The 25,995-nt window shown below is 45.3% G+C and carries 25 protein-coding genes and 1 other annotated feature; of the genes, 1 reads left to right on the plus strand and 24 read right to left on the minus strand.

Going from position 1 to position 25,995, the window contains the following annotated elements:
• Positions 1-727: 727 nt before the first annotated feature.
• The 6 genes from NV381_RS00005 to NV381_RS00030 all read right to left on the minus strand — a co-directional run bounded on the left by NV381_RS00005 (position 728) and on the right by NV381_RS00030 (position 7,263).
• Entirely contained in the window at positions 728-2,362 is a 1,635-nt protein-coding gene (locus NV381_RS00005) for a LysM peptidoglycan-binding domain-containing protein (protein ID WP_258211200.1), read from the minus strand.
• A 296-nt stretch (positions 2,363-2,658) separates the two neighbouring features.
• A complete protein-coding gene (ilvE, locus tag NV381_RS00010) occupies positions 2,659-3,537 on the minus strand; it encodes a branched-chain-amino-acid transaminase (RefSeq protein ID WP_258211201.1) in 879 nt (292 codons plus the stop codon).
• Positions 3,538-3,546: 9 nt separating this feature from the next.
• Positions 3,547-4,425, minus strand: coding sequence for a prephenate dehydratase (pheA, locus tag NV381_RS00015; RefSeq protein ID WP_258211202.1), 879 nt, complete (start codon positions 4,423-4,425; stop codon positions 3,547-3,549).
• A complete protein-coding gene (gene thrB, locus NV381_RS00020; protein ID WP_258211203.1) occupies positions 4,422-5,396 on the minus strand; it encodes a homoserine kinase in 975 nt (324 codons plus the stop codon). The genes pheA and thrB overlap by 4 nt, the downstream gene beginning before the upstream one ends.
• 82 nt (positions 5,397-5,478) lie before the next feature.
• A complete protein-coding gene (locus tag NV381_RS00025) occupies positions 5,479-6,765 on the minus strand; it encodes a homoserine dehydrogenase (protein WP_258211204.1) in 1,287 nt (428 codons plus the stop codon).
• A gap of 24 nt (positions 6,766-6,789) precedes the next feature.
• Entirely contained in the window at positions 6,790-7,263 is a 474-nt protein-coding gene (locus NV381_RS00030; RefSeq protein ID WP_258211205.1) for an ACT domain-containing protein, read from the minus strand.
• Positions 7,264-7,480: 217 nt separating this feature from the next.
• Between NV381_RS00030 and NV381_RS00035 the strand changes: the two genes are divergently transcribed.
• On the plus strand, positions 7,481-7,990 hold the full coding sequence (locus NV381_RS00035; protein WP_258211206.1) for an NUDIX domain-containing protein: 510 nt from the start codon (positions 7,481-7,483) through the stop codon (positions 7,988-7,990).
• An 84-nt stretch (positions 7,991-8,074) separates the two neighbouring features.
• Here NV381_RS00035 and NV381_RS00040 read toward each other — a convergent pair whose 3' ends face one another.
• From NV381_RS00040 to NV381_RS00125, 18 genes are all read right to left on the minus strand, one after another.
• Entirely contained in the window at positions 8,075-9,040 is a 966-nt protein-coding gene (locus NV381_RS00040) for an Rpn family recombination-promoting nuclease/putative transposase (RefSeq protein ID WP_258211207.1), read from the minus strand.
• Between the two features lie 89 nt (positions 9,041-9,129).
• Entirely contained in the window at positions 9,130-10,179 is a 1,050-nt protein-coding gene (locus NV381_RS00045) for an anthranilate phosphoribosyltransferase (RefSeq protein ID WP_258211208.1), read from the minus strand.
• A gap of 115 nt (positions 10,180-10,294) precedes the next feature.
• Positions 10,295-12,424, minus strand: coding sequence for an assimilatory nitrate reductase catalytic subunit NasC (nasC, locus tag NV381_RS00050; RefSeq protein WP_258211209.1), 2,130 nt, complete (start codon positions 12,422-12,424; stop codon positions 10,295-10,297).
• 50 nt (positions 12,425-12,474) lie between these two features.
• Positions 12,475-13,707 (minus strand): MFS transporter, encoded by a 1,233-nt coding sequence (locus NV381_RS00055; protein ID WP_258211210.1) that lies wholly within the window; start codon positions 13,705-13,707, stop codon positions 12,475-12,477.
• Positions 13,708-14,022: 315 nt separating this feature from the next.
• A complete protein-coding gene (gene obgE, locus NV381_RS00060) occupies positions 14,023-15,324 on the minus strand; it encodes a GTPase ObgE (protein WP_258211211.1) in 1,302 nt (433 codons plus the stop codon).
• A 103-nt stretch (positions 15,325-15,427) separates the two neighbouring features.
• A complete protein-coding gene (locus NV381_RS00065) occupies positions 15,428-16,072 on the minus strand; it encodes a Spo0B domain-containing protein (protein WP_258211212.1) in 645 nt (214 codons plus the stop codon).
• Between the two features lie 145 nt (positions 16,073-16,217).
• Complete coding sequence (rpmA, locus tag NV381_RS00070) at positions 16,218-16,529, minus strand: 50S ribosomal protein L27 (RefSeq protein WP_171654256.1); 312 nt, start codon at positions 16,527-16,529, stop codon at positions 16,218-16,220.
• 19 nt (positions 16,530-16,548) lie between these two features.
• Positions 16,549-16,878 (minus strand): ribosomal-processing cysteine protease Prp, encoded by a 330-nt coding sequence (locus tag NV381_RS00075; RefSeq protein WP_258211213.1) that lies wholly within the window; start codon positions 16,876-16,878, stop codon positions 16,549-16,551.
• Positions 16,879-16,889: 11 nt separating this feature from the next.
• Positions 16,890-17,201 (minus strand): 50S ribosomal protein L21, encoded by a 312-nt coding sequence (gene rplU / locus NV381_RS00080; RefSeq protein ID WP_171654254.1) that lies wholly within the window; start codon positions 17,199-17,201, stop codon positions 16,890-16,892.
• A gap of 12 nt (positions 17,202-17,213) precedes the next feature.
• Positions 17,214-17,300 (minus strand) — a sequence feature (ribosomal protein L21 leader region).
• A 51-nt stretch (positions 17,301-17,351) separates the two neighbouring features.
• Entirely contained in the window at positions 17,352-18,593 is a 1,242-nt protein-coding gene (locus NV381_RS00085) for an Rne/Rng family ribonuclease (RefSeq protein ID WP_258211214.1), read from the minus strand.
• A gap of 22 nt (positions 18,594-18,615) precedes the next feature.
• A complete protein-coding gene (locus NV381_RS00090; protein WP_258211215.1) occupies positions 18,616-19,500 on the minus strand; it encodes a M50 family metallopeptidase in 885 nt (294 codons plus the stop codon).
• The gene (locus NV381_RS00095; protein ID WP_258211216.1) at positions 19,493-20,398 is read right to left on the minus strand and encodes a peptidoglycan DD-metalloendopeptidase family protein; all 906 of its coding nucleotides are present in this window, start codon (positions 20,396-20,398) and stop codon (positions 19,493-19,495) included. The genes NV381_RS00090 and NV381_RS00095 overlap by 8 nt, the downstream gene beginning before the upstream one ends.
• 233 nt (positions 20,399-20,631) lie before the next feature.
• Positions 20,632-21,777: an FtsW/RodA/SpoVE family cell cycle protein gene (locus NV381_RS00100; protein ID WP_258211217.1), complete on the minus strand. Its 1,146-nt coding sequence runs from the start codon at positions 21,775-21,777 to the stop codon at positions 20,632-20,634.
• 7 nt (positions 21,778-21,784) lie between these two features.
• Positions 21,785-22,579 carry a septum site-determining protein MinD gene (gene minD, locus NV381_RS00105; protein ID WP_258211218.1) on the minus strand — a complete coding sequence of 265 codons (795 nt, stop codon included), beginning with the start codon at positions 22,577-22,579 and terminating at the stop codon, positions 21,785-21,787.
• 19 nt (positions 22,580-22,598) lie between these two features.
• Complete coding sequence (gene minC / locus NV381_RS00110) at positions 22,599-23,249, minus strand: septum site-determining protein MinC (RefSeq protein ID WP_258211219.1); 651 nt, start codon at positions 23,247-23,249, stop codon at positions 22,599-22,601.
• Between the two features lie 69 nt (positions 23,250-23,318).
• Positions 23,319-23,843, minus strand: a complete 525-nt coding sequence (gene mreD / locus NV381_RS00115) for a rod shape-determining protein MreD (protein WP_258211220.1) — start codon at positions 23,841-23,843, stop codon at positions 23,319-23,321.
• A 7-nt stretch (positions 23,844-23,850) separates the two neighbouring features.
• Complete coding sequence (gene mreC / locus NV381_RS00120; protein ID WP_258211221.1) at positions 23,851-24,711, minus strand: rod shape-determining protein MreC; 861 nt, start codon at positions 24,709-24,711, stop codon at positions 23,851-23,853.
• 33 nt (positions 24,712-24,744) lie between these two features.
• Positions 24,745-25,779 (minus strand): rod shape-determining protein, encoded by a 1,035-nt coding sequence (locus NV381_RS00125; protein ID WP_258211222.1) that lies wholly within the window; start codon positions 25,777-25,779, stop codon positions 24,745-24,747.
• Positions 25,780-25,995: the final 216 nt, after the last annotated feature.

Below are 25,995 nucleotides of genomic sequence, written 5' to 3' on the forward strand. Positions count from 1 at the left end.
GCGTCTGTGTAGATGTTGCCTTCCAGATTCCGCATACCGTCGGCCTATCTCAATGTTAGTCAATTTCGGGGCTCCGTCACTTTTCAGGCCTACTGCCTGACTGTCTACGCTTAGCACTCAACATTACTGCTGATAGCCCAAGACTCGCTATTGGCAACGCGGCTGCACGTTCTACCAAGCAGGGGTTCCACCTGCTAAATTACACGACCTTGCCCGGTCGCTCGCGGAAATCCGACTTCCGCTATCATCTTTAATTGGAGGCTTCAGATTAAATAACGGAATTTTCAGTTCCGTTCAGAACCTTAGAGCAGATAGCTGCCTCCCCGCTATCCGATTATAAAACGGAACTCACCTGATCATAGAATACGTAGCAATCTCAAGCATTGATTAATGCTCAGAACTTCGAAAAGGGTACCCCTGATTTCATACTTTATTGGGGTTAAAAACTTAAATTTTCTAATATGTTGAGAATTTCGCGGTGTCCTTGGTGTACCCATTACGTGTGTGCTGGGAAGGGATGAATGCGGGTTTCCCGCCGCAGTTCTTTGCATTGCTTCTTTCCTGACTAACCCATATTCAAGCCATGCATTCGCTCTGCTCGTGGGTATCGACTGACCGCCATGCAATGCCGCAACACACGCCCAGGATTCGCACGCGTTGGAAAAGATAAGCCTCTCACAAAAAACCGGGAGCATTTGCTCCCGGTATCCTTCCATACTCTGGTTTCTTATACATTAATCCAAGGAGATTGTTGGGATCTAACTTTATTAGAGCTGCTGCGACGCTTTTTTTGAGCTAATTTTCTTATAGAAGCTTCTGTTGAAGTACCGGCTCTTTTGGAAGCTTTTGCACTCTTTACCTTAGCTTTTTCCTCATTGCTGGAAACTATTGTTGGGGTCTCTATCCGCTGAGCAGGCTCAACGCTTATATTGGCTCGGTCATGGCAGCCGCAATTGCAGTGCGTTTTGACATTGGCAGTTCCAAATGGAGTTCCCGCAGTTCCGAAGGGAGACTCGTAGGTTGGATAAGCAGGAAAACCCTGCGAAGGAAAACCTGGACCCGGAAAAGCGTTAGTCATAGCAAATGCATCATAAGGTGAATGGAAGCAAGGAGCTTCCATTCCTGGCATCATCGTATTCGGATAGGGAGCTTCCATTCCTGGCATCATCATATTCGGATAGGGAGCTTCCATTCCCGGCATCATCATGTTCGGATAGGGAGCTTCCATTCCCGGCATCATCATGTTCGGATAGGGAGCTTCCATTCCTGGCATCATCATGTTCGGAAAAGGAGCTTGCGGATAATGCTGGCTCGCATTAACTAATGAAGGATGCTCAGCCATCGGAAACTCGGAAAAAGGACTAAAAGAATATGGCATTGCCTGTGGATAAGACGGGAAAGCCGGTCCTCCGCAACCGCAATCGTTGAAGCTGGGCTGTTGTGGGGGCATGAAATAGGCGGGCATAGTTGATGTTTCCGGATATGCATGAAAAGGCATATTGTCTGCCGCAGGCATTTCTTGATAGGAAGGCTGCGACGGCATTGTCCACGATTCATAATCGAATGAAAAGACTTCTGTCGCAGGCACTTGAAACTGCTGGAACAAATCCATATGGGGCGCTTCTTGCATTTGCATTTTTGTATTTACTTCTGGCATTTGCATCATGTTTGCTACCTCTGGCATTTGCGCCTTATTTACTACTTCCGGCATTTGCATCATGTGTGCCACTTCTGGCATTTGCGCCTTATTTGCTACTTCCGGCATTTGCATCATGTTTGCCACTTCCGGCATTTGCGCCTTATTTGCTACTTCCGGCATTTGCGTGTTAGCTGCTACTTCTGGCATTTGCGTTTTTTCCGGAATCGTTGGAAGTTGGGCTATCGGCTGAACGTTTTCATTATTTGCATTCGGTTCAGGTGTTTCAATCACAGGCGATGGAACAGCAGGTGCCGGTATCGCAGGCTGTGCCTTAGGATTGTAAGAATGTCCATGGTGCTCATGCTGGTGCTGATGGGGTTTAGTCGGAGACTTCAACTTTGGAATGTAGACGACCTCTCCGGTCATCAGTACATTAGGATTTTTCAGCTGTGGATTAGCTTCAATCATTTCGTGTAAAGGAATATTCCACGCTTTTCCCAGCTTCCACAGAGTATCCCCTTGTACTACAACATGCTTATAAAGATAATCAGTCGGTGGGACTACCGGCTTTGGCGCATTAGGGATTTTCACCTTCATGCCCACTTCAATGACATTTGGATCGGCGATTTGTGGATTATTTTCGATTAACTTATCCAGTTCTACGTTATACTTGTTAGCTATATCGTATAGAGTATCGCCTTTCTTTACCATATGAATCTTCACTGCATAACCTCCTTCAGTTTTTCGTAAGATGCCTTCCGTCCACCTGTCCACTTGATTCCAAGGTTTTCCAGAGAGGTCTCTCGACAAACATACGCTTCGTTTGCATGGATTTTGGAGTCGCAATGCCGGTTTAGCCCAAGTAATCCGCATTGTTTCCCAGCACACATGCACCAAAACAAAATGACATTACAGTTTATGCAGGAAGGTGGGCATTTGACCATGGATTGAGAAAAAAATGCAAAAAAAGAACCTGCGCGCCATACTTCGCACACAGGTTCTTTCCAATTGAAGCTTAATTATTCGTAAACCTTAACACCGTCAATCTCAACAAGCTTGCGGAACTCTTTGAGCAGATTCGTTGTGATCGGACCTGCTTTACCTTCGCCGATTGTTCTTGCATCAACCTCACGAACCGCAATAACCTCAGCAGCCGTTCCTGTAAAAAATACCTCATCAGCCACATAAACATCATGCAGAGTAAACGGCTCTTCCTTTACTTTGTACCCAAGCTTATCGCTGATTTCAATGATAGCAGCACGTGTGATTCCTTCCAATGCGCCACAATAGCATGGTGGCGTGAAAATAACGCCCCTTTTTATTATAAAGATGTTATCCGATGAACCCTCAGCCACATAACCTTGTGAGTTCAACATAATCGCTTCTCCTACCCCGGCTAAATTCGCTTGAATTTTCACCAATATATTGTTCAGATAGTTTAACGATTTGATCTTTGGATTCAGCGCATCCGGAACATTACGGCGTGTCGACACCGAAACGGTTTTTAGCCCGTTGATATAGGCTTCCTCCGGATAAATTGACAGCTGCTCCACGATAATAATGACATTGGCTTTGGGGGAGCGGCGCGGGTCCAGCCCCAGATCTCCAGGTCCACGAGAAACTACAAGACGTATGTAGCCATCACGCAGCTCATTGCGGCGAATGGTTTCGTTAAGAACTTCCTGCATTTCGCTTTGCTTTAATGGAATATCAAGCATAATTGATTTGGCCGAATCGTATAGTCGGTCTAAATGCTCCTTGGATTTAAAAATGTTGCCGTTATAAATCCGAATTCCTTCAAAAATCCCATCACCGTACAAAAATCCGTGATCATAGACAGAAATTTGTGCATCTTCCTTGCTCACGTACTTGCCGTTTAAGTAAATGACTTGTGCCATATAACTTCTTTACACCTCCGAATGAGTAGGTTCAAAAGAATAAGTGGGATAGCAGCCTAATATACGAACCTGACAGCCAATCGCTTCAATTTCTTGAAGAGCTGCAGGGAGTAGAACAGAATCCATTGAAGCCTCAATGTCAATAAAAAAGTAATAAGTGCCCAATTTCTTTTTCGTAGGCCTCGACTCGATTTTGGATAGATTGATACGACGCCACGCAAAGGCTGACAGCATCTGATGCAGCGCCCCCGGATAATCATCCGGCAAAGTCACAAGAATCGTTGTCTTGATTGCAAGAGGCTGTCCCTTCAGCTGAAGCGGTTCCTGGCCAATGAGAACAAATCGTGTAAAGTTATTTTGGTGATCCTGCACGCCTTGCGCCCAAGTCTCAAGACCATACAAGGCGCCTGCGGACAAAGGAGCAAGTGCTGCCACATCCGAGCGGCCTAATTCTTTCACAAGCCTTGCCGCTTCTCCGTTGCTGCCAACCTGCTCCAGCTCAACATGCGGCAAATAACGCTGCAAAAACTGCCGGCATTGCGTCAATGTGACGCTATGCGAGACGATCTTTGTCAAACCCTCACAGTCCATCTCAAGCGATTCTCCCGCAGGTTTAACTCCATGCAGGCTAATCGAAATGGGATACACCCATTCCGCCTGCATGGGTAGATCAATTTCATTGGCAAGCCAATCCAGATGCAATCTCACAGAGCCGTCAAACGTATTCTCAATAGGAATGACACTGTAGTCGCTCTCACCGTCCACCGTCGACATAAATACATCGTCAATCAGGCTGCAGTTTACGTATTCGAAAGCATCTGTCCCCAGAAAATGATGCGCTGATTCTTCAGTGAACGTACCTGGTCCCAAAAGCGCGATTCGCTTCATGCTCGGACCTCTCCTTTGATGTTTTCGAATAATGTACACCTTTCATCAAAGTGTGTCAACACTTGCACGCCACTGCTCGCTGGCTTCAGCCACAGCAGTGTTGCTTCGATCTGCTCGCCGCGCAGCGTGCCCTGCAGGAACTGCTCCAGCTCCTCCTTGCGGGAGCTGTCACGCTCTACGAGCGCGAGCATCGTCGGCCCCGCTCCGCTCAAGGCAACCCCGAGCGCGCCGTGATCCGTCGCCTCGGCGAGAATTTGCCCAAGCCCCGGAACAAGCGGGGCTCGGTAAGGCTGATGCAGCGCGTCTTTCATCGCGCGCGGGATCATATCGAGCCGCCCTGTGCAGAGGGCGGCAACCAGCACGGATGAATGCCCGACGTTGTAAACGGCATTCGCCAGGCTCTGCTCGCGCGGCAGCACATGCCGCGCCTTCTCTGTCGACAGCTGGAAGTGTGGTATGGCCACCAACACTTCCAGCCTGTCATCGGGCTCGACGCGGATATGCTCCGCGCGTTCGCCATCCCAGAAGGCGACGACCAAGCCGCCAAAGAGCGATGCCCCGACATTATCGGGATGCTGCTCCAGCTCCGTCGCCATTTGAAACAGGGTGTCATCGGACAAGGGACTGCCGATGAGTGCATTAGCCGCGGCTAAACCGCCAACGATGGCCGCCGCGCTGCTGCCAAGCCCCCTTGTCAGCGGAATATCGCTGTACATCGAAATTTCCAGCTCCGGAATCTGAACTCCGGCCTTTTCAAACACCATTTGAGCCACTTCGTAGATCAAATTCGATTTATCCGTCGGTATCCCTTTCATCTGATCGCCGATCAGATGAATCTTCGTTTCCGCAGCTTCGCTCATTTCTATCCATGCATATAAATCCAGCGCCATCCCCAGAGTATCAAATCCCGGGCCTAAGTTCGCAGTACTTCCCGGCACTTTGACTCGTACTTTTCTACTGCCTATTTCCATCTTACGACTCCTTTAGCCCTGCAGCTTTTGAATAACTACCATAAACAGCAAACAGCCTCATCTGAAACCTTATTAGCCAGTCTTAGCCCTCAACCCGGTAAACACTCTTGATAGCGTGGACTACGTCCATCGCTTCGAATTGATTCAACACTTTTTTCATAGCTGCTTGATTGGCATCATGGGTAATAATGATAATTTCCGCATTAGGATTCAATGAATTCGGATGCTGCAGCACAGATTCCAAGCTCACCTCATGCTGGGCAAAAACCTGCGTGATTTGCGCAAGCACACCTGCTTTATCTGCCACATGAAGCAAGATAAAGTTTTTCGAAGCGATTTGCTCATCCGTTTTCATTTTCTTTTCCTTGTATGGAGCAAAACCGCGCTGACCGTTAATCCCCAGCTTCAGATTGCGAACTACTGCAACCAAGTCAGCTACGATCGAAGTTGCGGTTGGCATTTCACCTGCACCCGGACCGTAGAACATAGTTTCACCCACAGCTTCACCATACACATATACGGCATTGTAAACTCCATTCACAGATGCCAATGGATGCGACGTCTTCACCATCGTAGGCTGCACGCTGATACTAATGTGGTCATCATTACGCTCTGCGATGCCTAGCAGCTTAACTTCGTATCCCAATCGTTTGCCATATGTGATGTCCTCTTTGGTCACTTGGCTGATACCTTTAACTGTCACATCACTCAAAGAAACGTTAGCATGAAAACCTAATGTGCCAAGAATCGTCATTTTACGTGCAGCATCAAAACCTTCTACATCTGAGGTCGGATCAGACTCTGCATAGCCAAGCTGCTGGGCTTCCTTCAACACATCATTATAGGCTGCACCCTCTTGACTCATTTTTGATAAAATATAGTTGGTTGTCCCATTTACAATTCCCATAATTTTAGTGATACGGTCTGAAGAGAATCCTTCAACCAATGTGCGGATAATAGGAATTCCTCCAGCCACACTAGCTTCATAGAAAACATCGCAGCCCTTTTCGGCAGCTTTAGCCAAAATTTCCTGCCCATGCAGCGCCATTAAATCTTTATTAGCCGTTACAATATGCTTGCCTCTGTCCAGAGCTTCCAGCATATACTTTTTGGCCAGATCAATTCCGCCCATCACTTCCACAACTATATCTATTTCAGGGTTTTCAATAACATCCCACGGATTCTCAGTCAGCTTGTCAGCAGAAACAGCAATGTTTCTCGCCTTGCTTTTATCCTGAACCAAAATTTTCTCAATTTCAATTGCCGCACCAGTCTGGCTAAGCAAATCCTGCTGATGACCCTCCACTATACGTACCACACCGGTTCCAACAGTACCAAGTCCCAGTAATCCCACTTTAATTGGCTTCATATTGAGTTCCTCCTCCATTTTTTACTATCCTTGGCCGACCAATGTAGCTCTGCTGACACCGTCCTGATCACGCAACCGCTCCAGTAAGAAAGCTACATTCTCGCCCATTTGTGAAGTTTCCACCGAAATAACCACATTCGCCACACCTTGAAGCGGAATCGTTTGATGAATCGTCAGCACATTCCCCTCGAGTCCGGCAATCATAGCCAAAACTCTGGATAAAATGCCTGAACGATGCTCCAGATCCATGGAGATAGTTACAATCCGCTCCCGATCCAGCTTACTCAGTGGAAAAATGCCATCTTTATATTTGTAAAAGGCACTTCGACTCAATTCAACCTGCTCTACCGCTTCATGAATGGTCTTCACTTCTCCGCGGGCTAGCAGTTCCTTTGCATGGACGGTTTTTACTAGTGCTTCAGGCAAAATATCCTCCCGAACCAAATAGTAACGTTCATGACCGTCAGGCTTGATTTCTGCTGCTTTTTTATCCAGCACTGTAACAGTCCTCTCTAGAAAGACGAATGTTTCTACATAGTGGACATTATATCGAAAAGAATGCAATACGGCAATAGGCTTTTTACAAGTCAGTACAGGTGTCATCAAATTTCCACAACTGTACGCTATCCAAGCTGAACTTATCCGTGATAAAGTGGGAAAAGAACCCCAAGCTCGGGTAGAAACCGTAAACCCGCTCTATGCAGAAAAGGAGAGAATGCGCTTGTTCCGAACACGCATGATCGCTACCGCAATGCTGTTTAACGGCAATGACTTATTGATGATGAAAAGATCGCTTAGCCGCACCTTAAATCCCGGCATGTGGGCTTCTGTAGGCGGCCATATGGAGCCGGAAGAGATAAATGATCCTCGCGCCACTTGTCTGAGAGAAATTTATGAGGAAACTGGCTTGTGTGAATCTGAAATTTCGGATTTACGATTGAGGTACATTCTAATTCGCATCAATCAGCAGGAAGTACGTCAGCAGTTTATCTACTCCGGTCATGCAGCAAGAAGAGATGTTTTGCAAACCGATGAAGGCGTGCTCCATTGGATCCCCCGGGAGGAAGTATTGAACCGCGAGATCCCTTTTATATTTCACTGCCTGCTGGAACATTATTTACAGATCGGGCCCGCTCCCCATATTTGGGTAGGAACAGCCGGATTTACCGATACAGCTAAACCAACCGTTCATTGGACTGCCTTGAGCGATCCAAACACCGTATGACTGGCTAAACATCAAAAACCGTAGGAACGAATCCCTACGGTTTTTTGGATTGAAATTCATTCTGATTTCACACTTCCCTATACTTTAGTTCAGCTTTCCTTTTATTTTAGCTACAGCTTCAGGCTGCCACCCGGATAACTCACAAATAAGCGCGATGTCAAATCCTTTCTCGAGCATCGCTTTTACCACATCAGCTTTTCCTTGCGTCATACCTTGCTCTATCCCTTGACGTAACGCATTGCTTTCAATCTCATCGAGAGTTTTATCCAGATTTGAAATCACTTTTTCCACACCCTTTTGTTTAATTTCCGAAAGGATAAAGGCAACTTCGTCCTCTACTTGAAGCGGAAGCTTACGGGCTAACTTATGCATAAGCCAAGTTAAAAAGGTCTGCAGTTGAGGTTCGGTCATTTGTTCCATTGCACCAACCAATGATCTTAATCGCTGGTTTAGTAAGTCCATGTCCGCTTTTTGTTCCAACAAAAAAGCAGCTCCGATTACATTGGACAATTTCAACAAATCACTTTCCCTATACCGCTGAACATCCAGAAGTATATACTCAAAATCTACTATACTTTTCCCAAACAGTTCATCTCCATGAACCGTTTTTCGAAAACTTTGATTGGCCGTCCAAGCTGCCTCACCATTATAAATTACAATCGGAATAATTGCCGGAAGATAAAATCCCTTCCTACTGGCTATTTCTTTGGATGTATTTTTTAATACATCACGCCAGATCTCAGTCTGATATAATAGCAATCGATATGGCATTTGAAAGTCAACTGTCGATTGTAATTCCATCAATATATATAAAATAATATCTTGCTCCTGCAACTCCAATCGATAAACCAGATCCGCTTCCTTCTCACTAAAATCAGGAAGAACATAAGATTTATCAATGGCAACAAGCTTCGATTCATCCACCTTGCTTACCCAGCCTTGATCGACAAAGGATCGAAGTAATTGGACAAAAATTTGCTTACTTGATAATAGATACTTATACCCTTTGTCATGTGGTTGATGAATAGAAAATGGAGTATTTTCCTGCATTCTACAACTCCTTAACAAGCAGATCGATAATTTATTATATCATATGAAACCTTACAAGCGAATTGATAGTAACAAGTTTATAAAAGAAATTAATTTGCCTGTCGAGGACGAAATTCACTTTTGTTGCTCAACTCCCGCCATTTATCCAGCATCTTTTGAGCCTCTCCGCGCTGCAGCAGCGAACGCGCCAACTGAAAGCCTTCTTCATAGGAGCCTACTTTATCAAACCAATACAGTCTCAGTCCCGCATTAAAAACGACATGCTCCCGTTCGTTCCGCACCTCTTCGGAGTCGTCCCCTCCTATTATTCGAGTCAGCAGCCTTAACTGCTGCTCCTTCGTGCATTTTTCCAAAGGATCCCCTCGAAAGCCAAAGGTTGCCGGATCGATGCTGTTGGATTCATCTCCCCATGCCGTGACCTTACGGATCGAGCTTAATTTATAAAGCGGCAAATCCTCGGATCCTTCAATCCCCTGTACAATGTACGCTGTCTCAAAGCCCGATTGCGGCAGGAGGTGGATCAAATGATTCATTGCCGTTTTATGATTTACACCAATAATTATATTCTGTGAGTGGATCGGATTAATAACTTTTTCAACTGTATTAAAAAAGGTTCTTAGTCCCATCTGCTCACGAACTGCGCGAACACGTCCAAATGGCGGACAAATCAGATCAGTCCAAATAAAACCGATATGGAGATTTATAAAGATTTTCTCCCATTCTCTGGCCTCCAGCTCCACTTGAATACCGAGTCCCTCCAAAAGCTCCTTTAAAGATAAGCCCTGCTTGGGAGGCAGAGATTCGCTGCCATGCAGCACCTGCGGAAAGCCTACAGAAGCAATGAGCAGACTGACAGGAATGGTTATAGGAAAATAGTGCCTTCCATCGTACGGTCCAGCACAATTAAGTGAATTTGAGAAAGAACGGTAAGGTAATGAATATTTACGAAAAACATCAATAAATCCCATCATTTCTTCATCTGCTTCACCCTTCATCCGCATGGCCATTAAAAATGCAGCCGTTTGAGCATCTGTCGATTCTCCTCGGGCGATAGTGTGAGCTGCGGCAACCGCTTCATCATAGGTAAGATTTCTCGATCCTAGCTTACCTGTACCTATCGCCTTGATCCATTGCTTCATGATGTGCACCTCATTTCAAGTCTTTTGGAAATACTAGCTGCCATAAACCAACATAAACGTCAAATTCGCAAGCAGAAATATCTGCTTACGAATCGAGCCAAACCGTCCAAGCACCTTAGGATGGATTGATTTGCACCGCACATACTTTGAATTCGGGCATTTTGCAGGTCGGATCCAACGCTGGGTTGGTCAAACGGTTGATGCACTGATCATCTCCCCAGTGAAAGGCGACAAAAACGGTATCCGGCCTAATTTTATGCGAAAATTTGACCTTGAGCCGAATCGTTCCCCGCTTGGAAGTAACCTTCGCGTGCCCTCCATTCACGAGTCCGATTTCATCTGCCGAATCCGGATGAATTTCCAGCAGCGGCTCAGGATATTTGGAGTTCAACTCGGATGTATTTCGTGTTTGCACTCCAGATAAGTAATGCTGCAGAACACGACCGGTAGTTAACAAATAAGGATACTTACGTGTAGCCACTTCCTTCGGATTTTGGTGCTCGATCGGAGTCAATTGCGCTCGGCCGTCGTCATGTTCGAATCGGTGTTCAAACATTCTCGGTGTCCCGGGATGCCCTTCCTCAGGGCAGGGCCAGAACATGCCGTGCTGCTGCTCCAGCAACGAATAAGTCATGCCGTAATAATCCGCCTTGCCGCCTTTGGACGCCACTCTAAGCTCATTAAATATTTCTTCTGCCGATTGGTAAGGGAAATATTTGCCCTTACCCAATACAGAAGCTATATCGCAAACAATTTTCCAATCCAAACGGGCTTTTCCTGGCAAAGGCTTCAAGGCTCTACGAACCAGGACACGACCTTCAAGCTGCGTCATAGTCCCTTCATCCTCCAAATAAGCGGAGCCCGGGAGCAAGATATTCGCTAGGCGCGCTGTCTCGGATTCAAACAGGTCTATAACCAACAGAAATTTTAATTTCTTTAAGGCCCTCTCAACCAAGTGGCTGTTCGGATTCGATACTATTGGGTTTGAGCCAAGAATGATAAGCCCTTTGATCTCACCACGGTCTATGGCCTCCATCATTTCGTAAGCCGATACCCCCTTGCGGGGCAGCTCTTCTTCGGGAACTCCCCACACCTTCGCTATATAAGCCCGATGCTCGGGATTCTCAATCAGACGGTAGCCTGGAAGCTGATCTGCCTTCTGGCCGTGCTCCCGCCCTCCTTGACCATTAGCTTGGCCGGTAATAGCACCATAACCACAGCCTGGCTTACCGATCTTGCCGGTAACCAATACAAGATTAAGAAAGTTGCGTACATTAGCTACTCCGCTTGCATGCTGCTCCACGCCTCTTGCTGTAAATATCATTCCGGTCTCCGCTTGACCATACATTCGCGCTGCCTCTGCAATTAATTGAGGGGAAACTCCCGTTAACGCAGCCACCTCGGATAATGATATTTTATTAACATGCTCCACAAGCTCAGCGTATCCGTTAGTCCTGCTTTCAAGAAAACCAGGGTCCGTGTAACCTTCATCCAAAATGACCTTAAGCATTCCATTGACTAGAGCCGCATCATACCCCGGTTTCACCTTGAGATGCAGATCCGCTATCGAGCAGGTCGCTGTTTCTCTTGGATCTATAACAATGATTTTGCAGCCTTCCTGTCTCGCTTTCCGGAAATACTGCATAATCGTAGGTTGGCATTCGGCTATGTTGGTCCCCGCTAAAATAATGCATTTCGCTAGAGGCACTTCAGTCAATGGGTTCGACAGCCCACGGTCAATTCCAAAAGTAAGATTCGAAGCTCCTGCCGCTGCCGACATACAGAATCGTCCATTGTAATCGATGTACTTGGTTTGCAGAGCAATTCTCGCAAATTTCCCAAGTACATAACATTCCTCGTTCGTTAAGGATCCACCACCATATACTCCTATGGAATCATTTCCATACTTCCTCTGAAGAGTCTGCAATTGTTCTCGAATTTTTTCCAATGCCGCATCCCATGAAACCTTTATAAGCTTGCCTTTCTCACGAATCATAGGATATTTCAATCGACCTTCGTCAACTGCATGCACATGGGCGTTTAAACCTTTAACGCAAAGCCTCCCGTCTGTCACCGGATCCTCTTTGTTCGGGGAAACAGAGTACCGGCTTACCATGATAGACTTTTCTTCATGCAAATTCATTGTGCACTGCACACTACAATAAGGACATTCTGTTTTAGTCGTTATCTCTCGCCGAGCCATAGCAGCCTGCTGCTTCTGAAAATGCTTAAGAAATTCGTTCATCTACTCACTCACCTTATTTCTTCTGCCTCGTTGAAATTGTTGGAGCTTCATTAGTACTTTACGCCAGAGCCAGATGCTGCCCAAGCTTTTCTCCAGCTCCGGGTTACCGCATAGAACACAAGGGTCATGACCAAAACAATCGATGCGATAACAATAAAACCTGTTACATGAGATCCTGTTGCTTGCTTTAAAGGGCCCAGTATATTATTCGGGAGAAAAAATCCGCCAAAACCGCCAACCGCACCTACAATCCCTGTTACAAGCCCAATTTCTTTTGGAAAACGCTGAGGTACGAGCTGAAATATCGAACCATTCCCCATCCCCAAGCAAGCCATCATTACACTAGTAATTAAAAGCATAACCATGAAGGAGCTAGGCATCGTTGACACCAGGAACGCACAGATGGTAACAACCGAATACAAGATCAGCATAAACCGCATACCACCAATTTTATCTGCAATATATCCTCCGATGGGTCTAAACAAGCTGCCTGCGATGACCGTGATTGTAACCAGATAACCAATTTGAACTCTACTTAAGCCATCGGCAACCGTTTTATCACCATACACATCATAAAAGAAAATACTGAAATAATTGGAGAAACCAACAAACCCGCCGAACGTTATTGCATAAAAAGCGCTAAACCACCAGGTATCTATATTTTTAAAAGCCGACATGTAATCCTTAAGACTCTTGGGCGCCGGTTGATTAGGACTATCTTTAGCCATAAACGTATATACGATTAAAACCAGCACCAACGGAATGATACATAGACCGAAAACATTGTGCCACCCCATAGTAGCTGCCAATTGAGGTCCAAAGAAAGTCGCCAAGGCAGTGCCGCTGTTTCCCGCGCCAGCTATACCCATTGCCAACCCTTGATATTGGGGCGGGTACCAGCGGCTAGCGAGTGAAAGTGATACTGCGAAGCTTGCGCCTGCGATACCTAGCAAGAAGCCAAGAGCTTGAACTTGATTTAAGCTCGTTCCTCCAAGCCAGCCCCAAGCTAAGGGAATTATGGTTAATATCATTCCAATAATCCCTGCTTTTCTAGATCCGATACGATCCGCTAACACCCCCATAGGAATACGGAAAATCGATCCGCCTAGTGTAGGAATGGCAACCATCGTCGCTTTCTGAACGTCTGTTAGTCCAAAGTCTTTGGTAATGTACAGCGATAAGGCTCCACATAAAACCCAAATCATAAAACTCACATCAAAATAGAGAAATGCTGACATTAAACTCGGGAAATGACCCGATTTTTTAAAGCTTTTCACATCCATAACCTATAGCCTCCAAAATTCTTTAGTTATATTTGATTTTAATGTTCGATTTAAGTTAGGTTTCATGACATATTTATAATATACATTCGAAATGAGAAAAGTTCAATGGTCTTTTTATGAAAAGTTCACGTTTTCTTTATTATTTCGCAGTAACATTCTTATTTATTAACTAATGGTCATTCATTCACGAACATTGTAATAATAAATCGTAATTTCCATTCGTTTTTTTGTCAATTTTACATAAAACAAGAGCACTAACCTCACATCATTATGACGTGTGGCAAGCGCTCCTGAATTTCTTATTCAGCCATATATTCATTCTCTCTCAACAAATTCAAATTCAAAATCGCCAATTCGAACCGTTTGTCCATCCTTTGCACCACGTTCACGTAAAGCTTGATCGATTCCTTTTTTACGCAATATGCGAGCAAAGCGAGTTATTGACTCTTGAGTGCTGAAATTAGTTCGCTTGATAAGCTTCTCAATGCTAGGGCTTTCCACCACGAAAGCTTCATTATCCCGACGTATGATGTAATCTTCATCATCTTTGGCCTCTAGTTTATATACTTTACGCTCGGACAAATCTACCAAGTCTTCTACCAATGGCATCTCCGGAATCGTCTCCAGCAGATCTGCAACTTTGTACAGCAGCTCCTGAACCCCATCCTTCGTCACCGCAGAAACAGGTTTAACGAGAACATCCGGATTAATTTCCGCCAATCGGCTTGTAAATGCAGCCAGGTTCTCCTCCGCTTCAGGCATATCCATTTTATTAGCAGCTACAATTTGCGGACGACCTTCCAGCTTGGCGTTATACAACTTGAGCTCATCATTGATCTTTATCCAGTCATCAAAAGGATCTCGCCCCTCTGTTCCCGCCATATCAATAACATGCACAATAACTCGTGTACGCTCGACATGCCTCAGAAACTCATGACCAAGCCCGACTCCTTGATGGGCTCCTTCGATCAACCCTGGCAAATCAGCCATAACGAAGCTTCGGCCATCCCCGACATCCACCACACCTAAATTAGGAGTCAGTGTTGTAAAATGATACGCGCCAATCTTTGGCTGAGCCGCAGATACGACTGAAAGCAAGGTTGACTTACCAACACTTGGGAATCCAACCAATCCTACATCCGCCATCACTTTAAGCTCCAGCACAAGCCAGCGCTCCACGCCTTCTTCACCATTCTCAGCAATTTCCGGAGCCGGATTGTTCGCCGTTGCGAATCGGGTATTACCGCGCCCTCCTCGCCCTCCTTTGGCCACAATCACCTCTTGCCCATGACGTGTCAAATCAGCCAAAATTTCCTGAGTGTCATCATCGATAACAACCGTTCCCGGCGGCACTTTAACAATCATATCTTCGGCATTAGCGCCATGCTGGCTCTTATTGCGCCCTTTGACTCCGCGATCAGCTTTGAAATGCTTCTGATAACGGAAATCAATCAATGTCCGCAATCCTTCTTCTACCCTAAATATTACGTCGCCACCATTGCCCCCGTCGCCACCACCAGGTCCACCTTCAGGGACATACTTTTCTCTGCGGAAGGCAACAAGACCATCGCCTCCATCGCCGCCCTTAACATATATCTTCGCTTTATCCAGAAACATAAATTCACCTCTTATAGCGCAACCATCACTCTAATTCCAGCCAAGTCGGTTGCCGCTTGATAGTGCAGCCAACAGGCTATGCTTCAGCCAGATTGGTTGTCACTTATGTACAGAATGGTACTTCTATATACATAGCCGCATGCCGTTCATCCAGCAGCTGTATGTCCCATTTTACCGTTTGAATGGATTCAAACATTACTTTCTCCAGCTCAGCAGCGAGAATGCCAGCTCCTATCAAGCCTTGGTACCGCATCTCGATTAGTAATAAATCTGACTTCTCTATTAATTTAACCACGAGGCTATGAAGCCCGTCGTCCTTAAAGACGGAACTGCTTTTAAATACCTGAATCAAGCCCATTAGCAGCCTGCACAAACCTTGTGAGTCCAATGGCAGTTCATTCAAATGAACTTCCCGCTCCATTTCAATCTCTAACAATAAATCCTTTACCTCTGCCTGAAAGGATAGCAGGTAGACAATCAGCTCAGTATTTCCTAATTTTGAAATAAAACTTTCCTGCTGGACCTTATTTTTTATTTTCTCCATAAGGTCTTCTAATTTATCATACTTTTTTAATTTCACATAACCAAATAACAATTGAATTTCATTCATCCAATCGTGACGATAATGGTTAAATAGGCGGATTAATCGGAGATTGGGATCAACTCCTGCATCTTCGCTATCCAATGCATGTTCTAAGTTGCTTTGTTTCCCGGCAGTTTCTTCACTCTTTGTCCGATCTGACTTCATGAGCACCTCTCCGATTCGTATAACCTGATTCTAACCATACAATCAATTGAATGTAAATATGCTATTTTTCTTTTCCCCACAACCCACGAATACATGAAAAAACCCCAGCGATACTGGATCGCCGGGGTTATCGTCGATGATGGTATTACACTTCTACAGCTGCAGCTACAGGAGCCACAACAACTGGGTAGACGCTAACCTTTTTGCGATCGCGACCCAAACGCTCAAACTTCACAACGCCTTCAATCTTTGCAAACAACGTATCATCGGAACCGATGCCCACGTTATTGCCCGGATGAATTTTGGTGCCGCGTTGACGAACCAAAATGCTTCCTGCTGTAACTTGTTGGCCGTCTGCACGCTTCGCGCCAAGACGTTTACCAATGCTGTCACGACCATTCCTAGTGGAACCTACACCCTTCTTGGATGCGAACAACTGAAGATTTAATTGTAGCATGGATGTCTACCTCCTTCACTTAGTGTTTGTCTTGCAATGCTATATATGCACCATACGATTGTTCAATCGACTGCAGCATGACGACCATAGATTCCAACAGCAACTGCACCTTTGCTTTCAACTCTGCATCAAGGTTATCTGCGACCCTCACATGGAGCAAACCATGCTCGGTGACGACTTGTAATTCAAGTCCGAGAAGAGCCTCAACAGCGTTAACAGTGCCTACAGTAACTGCCGAAACACCGGCGCAAACAATGTCTTTGCCGGATTCGTCATACAATGCATGACCTTTCACCCGAAATGACTCAATACAGCCATCCGGTTTGCGCTTTACAGTAACCCGAATCATACCTTATATCCTTAAGCCTGGATTTTTTCAATCACAACTTTAGTGTAAGGCTGACGGTGACCTTGCTTACGACGGTAGTTCTTTTTGGCTTTGTATTTGTAAACGATGATTTTCTCACCTTTACCATGCTTTTCCACTTTCGCGGAAACAGCAGCGCCGGATACCAATGGAGCTCCCAAAACTAAACCGGACTCTTTGGATACAGCCAATACTTTGTCAAAAGTGACAGCATCGCCTTCACCTGCATTCAGTTTCTCGATGTATAGTACATCGCCTTCCTGAACTTTGTATTGTTTACCACCTGTTTCAATAATAGCGTACATTCATAGCACCTCCTCATGTCTCAGACTCGCCTAAAGCCAGGTGACCCGCCCCATCAAGGAACGCGTTCTTAAACCCGCTTCGCGCGGTTACAGCATGTCAAAAGCAACACACCTGAATATTTTATCATAATTGATAAATCATTGCAATGCCTATTTGGACCAAACCCAACCTGTTCCTTCACATGCTTTACAGCGAGTCACTTGAAGCTTCTGCTTGCCGTCCTTAACCTTTTTGCGTGTTAATTCAACCAGTCCCAGCTTGGTCCATCCCGCGATTGCATTTTTGGTACGGTCTTTTTTGGTTTCTTCCAAAAGCGTTTCAAGTACATGCTTTCGATTAGACTCCGACTCCATATCGATAAAATCAATCACGATCAACCCGCCGATATCCCGAAGTCGCAACAATCGGGCAATGTCCTTAGCCGCCATCAGATTCGTATCATAAGCGGTTTGCTCCAAATCCACGCTGCCTGTGTATTTACCTGTGTTCACATCAAAGACAGTTAGCGCCTCGGTGTAATCGACAATCAAGTAACCGCCGTTATCCAACCAAACCTTTCGTTTAAAGCCGCTCTGAAGCTGCTCATCAACCTGATACACGGAAAACAGAGAGCCTGCTCTGGTGTCAAACTGACGAACTCTATCACGAAGCAACGGAGCTGACCATCCCACCATCGCGGCTATAGAGGTGAAGGCTTCCTTATCATCCACCCAGAGCTCGTTCACATCTTCGCGAAAACCGTCTCGAATCCATCGTGTCAGCAGTCCAAAATCCGTATAAACCTTGCGAGGCGCCTTCCCAGACTGCTTCACAAGCTGTTGTACCGCTGTCCAACGTCGTCTTAATTCTTCAAGATCCGCCTCGAGCAGCTGTTCTGCAACCCCTTCAGCTGCTGTTCTCGCTATAAATCCTTCACCCTGAAGTAGCTTGCTTTCAGCTGCCTGCTTTAATCTCGTCCGTTCCGCTTCATTCTCAATTTTGCGGGAAACCCCTACATAATCGGCCTCCGGCATATACACTCCCCATCTTCCCGGTATGGAGTGATGGGTTGTCACCCTTGCACCTTTGGTACCAACTGGCTCCTTTACGACTTGAACCAGCAAGATTTGCCCTACTTGCACTAAATCCGTTATGGCCGGTTTTTGCTTAGGATGCTTATCTAAATGAGCAGGCAAAATATCGTCAATATATAAAAATGCGTTTTTTTCCAATCCAATATCTAAAAATGCCGCTTGCATCCCCTGCAAGACCGTCATTACGCGTCCTAAATACATATTTCCTGCTAATTGCTCGATTCCGCGTGATTCGCTGTCATATTCAACCAGCTTACCGTTTTCCAACACAGCCACTTCTATTTGCTCTTGTCCGCATTGAACCAGGATTCGCTTCATATTTTCCACCTCGGACTCCATTTTACATGAAAAGCTCGGAAATCGCACATCCCCGCTTGGATTCATTAAAATAGGAATGCAGCAAAGGCTGTTCTGGTAGCACAGTACGTATAATTCCACGCTCATCCATCACGTAAACGAGATGATACTTTTCCCGAATTAACAAACGGACAACATCCGTAACCTTTATACGTTCATTTACAACAATAGGTTGCGCCAACGTTCCCTGATTAATCAAACGTCTCAAAACAAATTCACGGTTGATGAGAAATCTCATAAAGTGATAAGACAAACCTTTGTAGGAATACCAGTTGGAATAGAGTAGAAATAAGCCTATAATCAACAAATTCATTTGAATGCTTCCGCGGAGCAGCTGCAGTATGGACGCAAAAACCAGCACCGCACTGAGAATAAGGCTTAATATGCTGCTAAATAAGATTACCCTATGATAAGGCAGCCACATGCTTAAACAGGACTGCATAATTTTTCCACCATCCAACGGAAGAATAGGCATAAGATTAAATACAGCAATAATTAGATTCGCTTGAACGAAGTATGCTGCCCACTCCCCCGATATAAGACCGCACCACTGCAAGACGAGAGCAGCAATAATCATCCAGCCATTTTGCAGCGGGCCCCACAAAGAAACGATAATTTCCTGCCAAGCGGGAACACTCCCCTGCTCTTCTACAACCACGACTCCTCCAAAAGGGAGAAGCTGCACCTCCTTGACCCGCCAACCAAAGCTTTTGGCCGCCATAACATGTCCTATTTCATGAACAAATACAATGGCAAATAAAGTAGCCGTTTCAATAAAATATCCCGCCAATACTGAAAGCAGGATAACAATAGAGAATAAAGGATGAAACCTGTAATAGGTACCAAACCATAGGTTCCATTTAGTCAAAGTTAACCACATCCGCAGGATTTATAAATTTATTATCTTTGGAGATAGCGAAATAAAAATAGCCTGATGGTTTGGAGCTATTTTTCGAAACCGTTCCGATGGTCTCCCCCCCTTTTATCCAATCATTGAGCTGAACTCTGCCTTGATCCACCCAACCATAGACGGATTGGAGTCCATTCGTATGTCGAATAATGACGGTAAATCCTGTGTCTTCTTTACTTCCCGCATATACCACTAAGCCGGTATCTATAGCCGCAACTGCAGCTTCTGCTTTGGTTTCCAGCGTGACCCCCAGCCTGCTCGATTCGAATGGAGCTATTACTTTTCCCTTCACAGGCACAAAATAATGCTTGGAATCTGCCGTCACCTTCTGCGCTTCTTCCTGCTTCACCGGATTGAGTGCCGGCAATAAAGAGGGCGCACCTCCAAATTGACGTTCATACCACATAGCTACAGGCTGAAAATCAAACGGTTCATTCAAAGCTGACGTTATGAAGGCTTTCCCTTTATTAGCCCAAGGATGATTGAACTGAAACATTCCCCAGACCGCACCAAACAAAATGCAGCTGATCAGCAGTTTAGTGCGGATTCCCCCTCGCGTGGGCATAAATCTGCTGCCGCCATCTTCGTAATCATAATCTTGTCTCCGAGTATTCATATCCCGGTTAAATTTATGCTTCCACACATACTCTGGATCGTTCCAGCGGCTTGAATCTTGCATAGCTGAACTATTCAAGCCCTCAACACCACTATCTCTTCGGGCATTTGCATTAGAAAGCGGTATAGGTCGATTGGTGTCAGGATATTCAGGAGGGTTGTAGTAGATGTTATGCTCCGTTTCTTGAAGCTGCCGAATGCGTTCCATACGCCGCTGTCTTACCTTATCTCTTGTTTCCATGTAGGCTCCTCCTAAATTCATTGGTTTGGACAGGTAGGGCTTGTATACTCCATCCTATGTTTACGTATGGGTGAATATAACAAAAGAGCTTTATGCGTCTGCAAGAATACATAAAATATCCCCACAAAGTGGGGTCTTGCTTCGAAGTTGATTCAGATACTTTGCGGGGAGCCCCGAAACATATAATTTCTATATACAAAAAAAGCACCCCGAAGAGTGCTTTCCTTAACTTTTTAATATATCGGATTTTTTTCCTGATGCACACGAATGCTCATGACCAGACCAATACTCATCATATTAATTAACAGCGATGTTCCGCCGTAACTAATATAGGGTAACGTAATGCCTGTCAGCGGCATAATTCCTATCAGCATACCTACGTTTTCAAATATTTGAAATACAAACATCGAAACAACACCAATAATGATATATGAGCCTGCCTTGTCGTTGCATTGAATGGAAATAAGAATCATCCGGTAAATCAGTACAAAATACAGCAGCAGCAAAATCGAGGAACCGACAAAACCAAACTCCTCCGCCAACACTACAAATATGGAATCCGAATAAGCATAGGGTATGAAGTTACGGTGAACCGAGGTCCCCTTCAAATAACTCTCCCCGGTAAGCCCTCCGGAACCGATAGCTTTAATTGAATTGTCGACTTGGAACTTTTGATCCTTGGTAGCACTCTCCGGGTTAACAAACGTATCGATACGAGCCACCCAGTGTGATTTTCCTTTTTCAGTAAAATAAGTCTTGATGGGTTCATGATAATGAGTGAATAAATACATAAATAAAGCAAGAGCCGCTACAGCTAGCAATAGACCGATTAAAAAATGCAAATACTTCACATTTCCAATCCACAGCATACCTATCAGAATCACTATAAAAATAATAGCATTACCTAAATCCGGCTGTATCAGCACTAGAACAAATGGAATGAGCACGATTACGCCTACCGGAAGGACATCCGTCAGAAACGTTAACGATTCCCCCTGCTTTCTCGCCAAAAAGGCAGCAAGAGCAATGATCAGCACCAGCTTCATAAGCTCAGCCGGCTGAAAATCCAAGCCTCCCGGGAGAGGGAACCAGCTTTTTGCACCATTCTTCTCCAAACCAAACTTGTAAACAGCGGCAAGCAAAGCTAAACCCGTTATATAAAAATAGGGAGATACTTTGACCAATACCCTGAAATCAACAAAGGTTACACCTATAAAGGCGAGAATTGAGATGATATAGATAGTAATTGTTTTTTTCAGATCAAAATCAATGTTTGGGTCATCCAATGTTGCACTGTAAACAAGCAGGGTGCTAATTACCAAAAAGGCTATCAGAATCGCGACAATTAAAAGATCAATATTTTTAAATTTATGCAGCAACGCGCGCTCATCCTATCCCGATAAACTTCTTCAATTTACGCAGCATGCCCGGCTTCTCTTCCAATGGCATTAAAGGGACATTATCACCAAGCATACGGCGTGCTATATTCCGGTATGCAATAGCTGCGCGCGAGTTTGGATTCATGACTGTCGGTTCTCCGATATTCGCCGCTTTTATAACATATTCATCGTCCGGTACGATTCCAAGTAAATCAATAGCGAGAACGGAGCATATTTCATCGATATCGAGCATATCGCCATTCTTCACCATATTGGCCCGAATGCGGTTAATAATCAGCTTAGGAGAGCGAATACCCGCTCCCTCCAGCAGGCCAATGATTCGATCAGCGTCGCGTACGGCAGCATTTTCCGGTGTCGTTACTACTATAGCTTTATCCGCCCCGGCTACGGCGTTTTTAAAGCCCTGCTCGATACCTGCCGGACAATCAATGATTACGAATTCAAAGTCTTTTTTCAGATCAAGAATAATCTCACGGACCGCGTCCGGAGAGATTGCATCCTTGTCTTTTGTTTGAGCAGCTGGCAGCATGTAAAGTTCGTCAAACCGCTTGTCTTTGACTAATGCCTGAGGCAATCTGCAGCGCCCTTCAGCAACATCAATTAAATCATAAATAATCCGGTTTTCCAGACCCATCACAACATCCAGATTACGCAAGCCGATATCTGTATCCACCATACAAACCTTTTTACCCTGAAGCGCCAATGCTGTCCCGATATTTGCCGAAGTGGTGGTTTTACCCACTCCGCCTTTTCCCGAGGTGATAACAATTGCCTCTCCCATCGTGCTCAACTCCTTCGCATTACTGCATCAAGTCTAATTTATGCAAATGGTGAATCTTATCTATTTCCATTTTACCGTCTTTTATATATGCAAATTCCATAAACGCCTCGTTGATTCCCCACTCATCCGGAGGCCGACTAATAATCGATGCGATTCTAAGCTGCGTTGGCCTTAAATGGGAAGCAGCAATAACTGCCGATTCATCCCCATCTACACCCGCATGAGCCATTCCACGCAGGGAGCCCATCACATAAATGCTGCCCGAGCTAATAATCTCTCCACCTGGATTGATATCTCCCAGAAATAAGATATTGCCTTCTTTTAACATCGTTTGCCCTGATCGAACCATGCCTTTTACCAGCTTAATATCCGTCATGCTCGCAACAAGCGCCGAGGGGGCTACCGCTAACGATTCGATGGATTGGATCAGCAGATTCCCTTTTTGCCCGATGATATCACGAATCAATTCTTTTTCCTCATCCGAAACAAGACGGGATCCCAGCTTTACATAGACGTGAATTATCGGACCCGTTAAAATTTTTTGATGAGTCTTCTCCAGCTTGTGCTTCAGCTCTTGAATGACTTCCGCAAACTCACAAGTGTCATCCAGCAAAAATACAAGACCGTCTTTGACACCTTTTATCATCACATGATGCTTTACCGCCGTCATACACGTTCCAACCCCCCAGCCTATACAATTCGGCTTTTTTGCGCTTATTTCCTGCATAACCCATGAAAATTATTCATCTGCCGCGGACTGACTGTTCTGCATGCTCTCAAACAGCTTTCTTACCGGAACATACACAAGCAATGCGAACAGAAGATTGATCAGCATGCTGGGAAGCATTTGGTGGAAAAAAGCCCACTGGAGATCTAAATGCGTAATCTGAAACAAACGGTAAAGTCCAAAAATAATGCCCTCAAAAAACAGATTGCCTAACGCAATAACCAGCATGCTTACAACAATACTCGAATAAAGGCGGCGATGTGTCAACCCAGCCAAATATCCGGTCAAGCCCATTGCAAACGATACAGGACCAAGCATGGGCGAATAATACAAAATATCCTGTAAAAATCCGAAAATAAGTCCATACATTAATGCCGAATGGCGATTAACAAATAACCCAATATAAAGCACAATAACCATAATGAAATGAGGAGCTACATAAACTTTGGATTGCCATACGCTTGGAATCATCCATTGCAGCAATGTACCTTCCAGTATAAACAGAACGGCTAGAATCAACCACAGCCAATTGCGCATCACACCCTCACCCCTGCTCCGGAACGATAACTACAAAGACTTCACGGAGATGATCAAAAGAGGCGAATGGCTCTATTACCGCTTCATGGGATATTCCGAAATTGCCAGGCTCTCTGGAGATTACTTTACCGATTTCAATCCCTCTTGGAAAAACCTGCCCCAAACCGGAGGTTATTACGACATCGCCAATCTCCATCTTATCATTGGGGTCAATCTTGGTCATAATCAGCTTCTGCTTCTCCTTGTTGTAGCTCTCCAGCATGCCGAAAGTTTCATTCTCCCTGCCTTTGACCGTAACCGAAATAGCCTTCGATTCATTGTTTGTATCATCTATGCCCTTCAACAGCTGAACATTAGAATAAAAAGATGAAACCTGCTTAACACGGCCTACCAAGCCTTCGACGGACATGACAGCCATATTAGGCTTGATGCCGTCTTTCTCTCCCAGATTGATACGAACCGTGTTATTAAGCAAATCAGGGTTAAGAGCTACGACCTCAGCTATCCGGAATGTGTACAGGCCTGCCTGCTTTTGGCGCTCAGTGAACCCAAGCTCTTCTTTCAATCGCTTGTTTTGCTGCTCCAAATCATTCAGCTTGGTTGTATCCCTTGCATACCTGGTCAAGGTTTGTTTCAACACCTTATTTTCTTCAAAAATGACATGCAATTTCCCAATATCCTCAAAGAAACCCGCTATGTAGCCAGCGGGCTTATAAAACAATCCTTGTGTCCAGGAGACGGTATCGGTTATAAATTTTTCAGGCCACGTCATTCGTTCACGCTTCCCTAGCGTCAAGCCCATAAGAGCAATGAAGCAAATGAAGCCCAACAGCAATATGAGTAACCTCTTGTTTCCAAATAATTTCAAAGCTACCACCTTCTAACCTTTACCTCTTTATATTTAACGTCTGGATTTACTGGCAGGTCCCGATTTCATTCTAAATAAATGGATGTTTTCCAGCGCACGCCCTGTGCCGATCGCTACACAATCAAGCGGATTCTCGGCAACAAGCACCGGCATTCCCGTTTCGCGGGACAGAAGCTTGTCCAGATTCCGAAGCAGTCCCCCGCCGCCAGTGAGCACGATGCCACGGTCCATAATATCAGCAGCCAACTCAGGAGGACATTTCTCCAAAGTAACCTTCACAGCCTCGACGATGCTGCTAACCGTATCGGATAATGCATCCGTAATCTCATCGGAAGTAATGGACATCGTCTTCGGCAGGCCGCTCACTAAATCACGACCGCGAATTTCATACCGTACAGGTGGATCCATCTGTAAAGCAGAGCCAATTTCCATCTTGATCTGCTCGGATGTACGTTCACCAATCATTAAATTGTATGTACGTTTGATATATTGAGTAATAGCTTCATCCATTTCATCGCCCGCTACACGGATCGAACGGCTTGTAACAATCCCGCCTAACGAGATAACCGCTACTTCCGTCGTCCCGCCTCCGATGTCGACAACCATACTCCCTGTCGGTTCCCATACGGGTAAGTCAGCGCCAATCGCAGCAGCGAACGGTTCCTCAATCGTAAATGCATCACGAGCTCCCGCTTGCCTGGTCGCATCTTCTACCGCACGTTTCTCAACTGCAGTAATACCGGATGGAACACAGACCATTACACTTGGATGGCGTTGAAATAACCAGCGCTGCTTTTGCGCTTGGCGGATAAAATACTTGATCATTGTGGAAGTAGTGTCGAAATCAGCAATGACGCCATCCTTCATAGGGCGGATTGCGCGGATATTGCCGGGAGTTCGACCTATCATTTTTTTTGCCGCTTCCCCAACAGCTTCTATGGTTTTGGTATCGGTACGGATCGCCACAACAGACGGTTCTCTGACCACGATGCCTTTTCCCTTTACATATACTAATGTGTTCGCTGTACCCAGGTCAATTCCCAGATCTTTTGTAAACCCACCTAACATGATTGGTACTCCCTTCCTTATGGCTCTATATTCATCGATTAAATTTGTATGCGTCTGTTTGAATAAGGAAGTTCACGAGCGCCCTATAGGAGTGAGTTTAAAAAGCCCGCTTTCATAACCGATAAGTTCAAGTTTTCGTAGAAAACTCATTTCGTAAGCAGTTGAGGAAGGAGAAACGGAGCTACAAGCTTCTTTAGCCGTCCTGAGAGGACTTTT

Origin of the sequence: Paenibacillus radicis (ex Xue et al. 2023), from assembly GCF_024722015.1 — a bacterium.
Classification (GTDB): domain Bacteria; phylum Bacillota; class Bacilli; order Paenibacillales; family NBRC-103111; genus Paenibacillus_S.

Bases quoted from the DNA above. Each gene is read 5' to 3' on its own strand.
- ilvE (WP_258211201.1), bottom strand. From the start codon at position 3,537: ATGGCACAAGTCATTTACTTAAACGGCAAGTACGTGAGCAAGGAAGAT.
- pheA (WP_258211202.1), bottom strand. From the start codon at position 4,425: ATGAAGCGAATCGCGCTTTTGGGACCAGGTACGTTCACTGAAGAATCA.
- thrB (WP_258211203.1), bottom strand. From the start codon at position 5,396: ATGGAAATAGGCAGTAGAAAAGTACGAGTCAAAGTGCCGGGAAGTACT.
- NV381_RS00025 (WP_258211204.1), bottom strand. From the start codon at position 6,765: ATGAAGCCAATTAAAGTGGGATTACTGGGACTTGGTACTGTTGGAACC.
- NV381_RS00035 (WP_258211206.1), top strand. From the start codon at position 7,481: ATGCGCTTGTTCCGAACACGCATGATCGCTACCGCAATGCTGTTTAAC.
- NV381_RS00040 (WP_258211207.1), bottom strand. From the start codon at position 9,040: ATGCAGGAAAATACTCCATTTTCTATTCATCAACCACATGACAAAGGG.
- NV381_RS00045 (WP_258211208.1), bottom strand. From the start codon at position 10,179: ATGAAGCAATGGATCAAGGCGATAGGTACAGGTAAGCTAGGATCGAGA.
- nasC (WP_258211209.1), bottom strand. From the start codon at position 12,424: ATGAACGAATTTCTTAAGCATTTTCAGAAGCAGCAGGCTGCTATGGCT.
- NV381_RS00055 (WP_258211210.1), bottom strand. From the start codon at position 13,707: ATGGATGTGAAAAGCTTTAAAAAATCGGGTCATTTCCCGAGTTTAATG.
- obgE (WP_258211211.1), bottom strand. From the start codon at position 15,324: ATGTTTCTGGATAAAGCGAAGATATATGTTAAGGGCGGCGATGGAGGC.
- NV381_RS00065 (WP_258211212.1), bottom strand. From the start codon at position 16,072: ATGAAGTCAGATCGGACAAAGAGTGAAGAAACTGCCGGGAAACAAAGC.
- rpmA (WP_171654256.1), bottom strand. From the start codon at position 16,529: ATGCTACAATTAAATCTTCAGTTGTTCGCATCCAAGAAGGGTGTAGGT.
- NV381_RS00075 (WP_258211213.1), bottom strand. From the start codon at position 16,878: ATGATTCGGGTTACTGTAAAGCGCAAACCGGATGGCTGTATTGAGTCA.
- rplU (WP_171654254.1), bottom strand. From the start codon at position 17,201: ATGTACGCTATTATTGAAACAGGTGGTAAACAATACAAAGTTCAGGAA.
- NV381_RS00085 (WP_258211214.1), bottom strand. From the start codon at position 18,593: ATGAAGCGAATCCTGGTTCAATGCGGACAAGAGCAAATAGAAGTGGCT.
- NV381_RS00095 (WP_258211216.1), bottom strand. From the start codon at position 20,398: ATGGAAACAAGAGATAAGGTAAGACAGCGGCGTATGGAACGCATTCGG.
- minD (WP_258211218.1), bottom strand. From the start codon at position 22,579: ATGGGAGAGGCAATTGTTATCACCTCGGGAAAAGGCGGAGTGGGTAAA.
- minC (WP_258211219.1), bottom strand. From the start codon at position 23,249: ATGACGGCGGTAAAGCATCATGTGATGATAAAAGGTGTCAAAGACGGT.
- mreD (WP_258211220.1), bottom strand. From the start codon at position 23,843: ATGCGCAATTGGCTGTGGTTGATTCTAGCCGTTCTGTTTATACTGGAA.
- NV381_RS00125 (WP_258211222.1), bottom strand. From the start codon at position 25,779: ATGTTAGGTGGGTTTACAAAAGATCTGGGAATTGACCTGGGTACAGCG.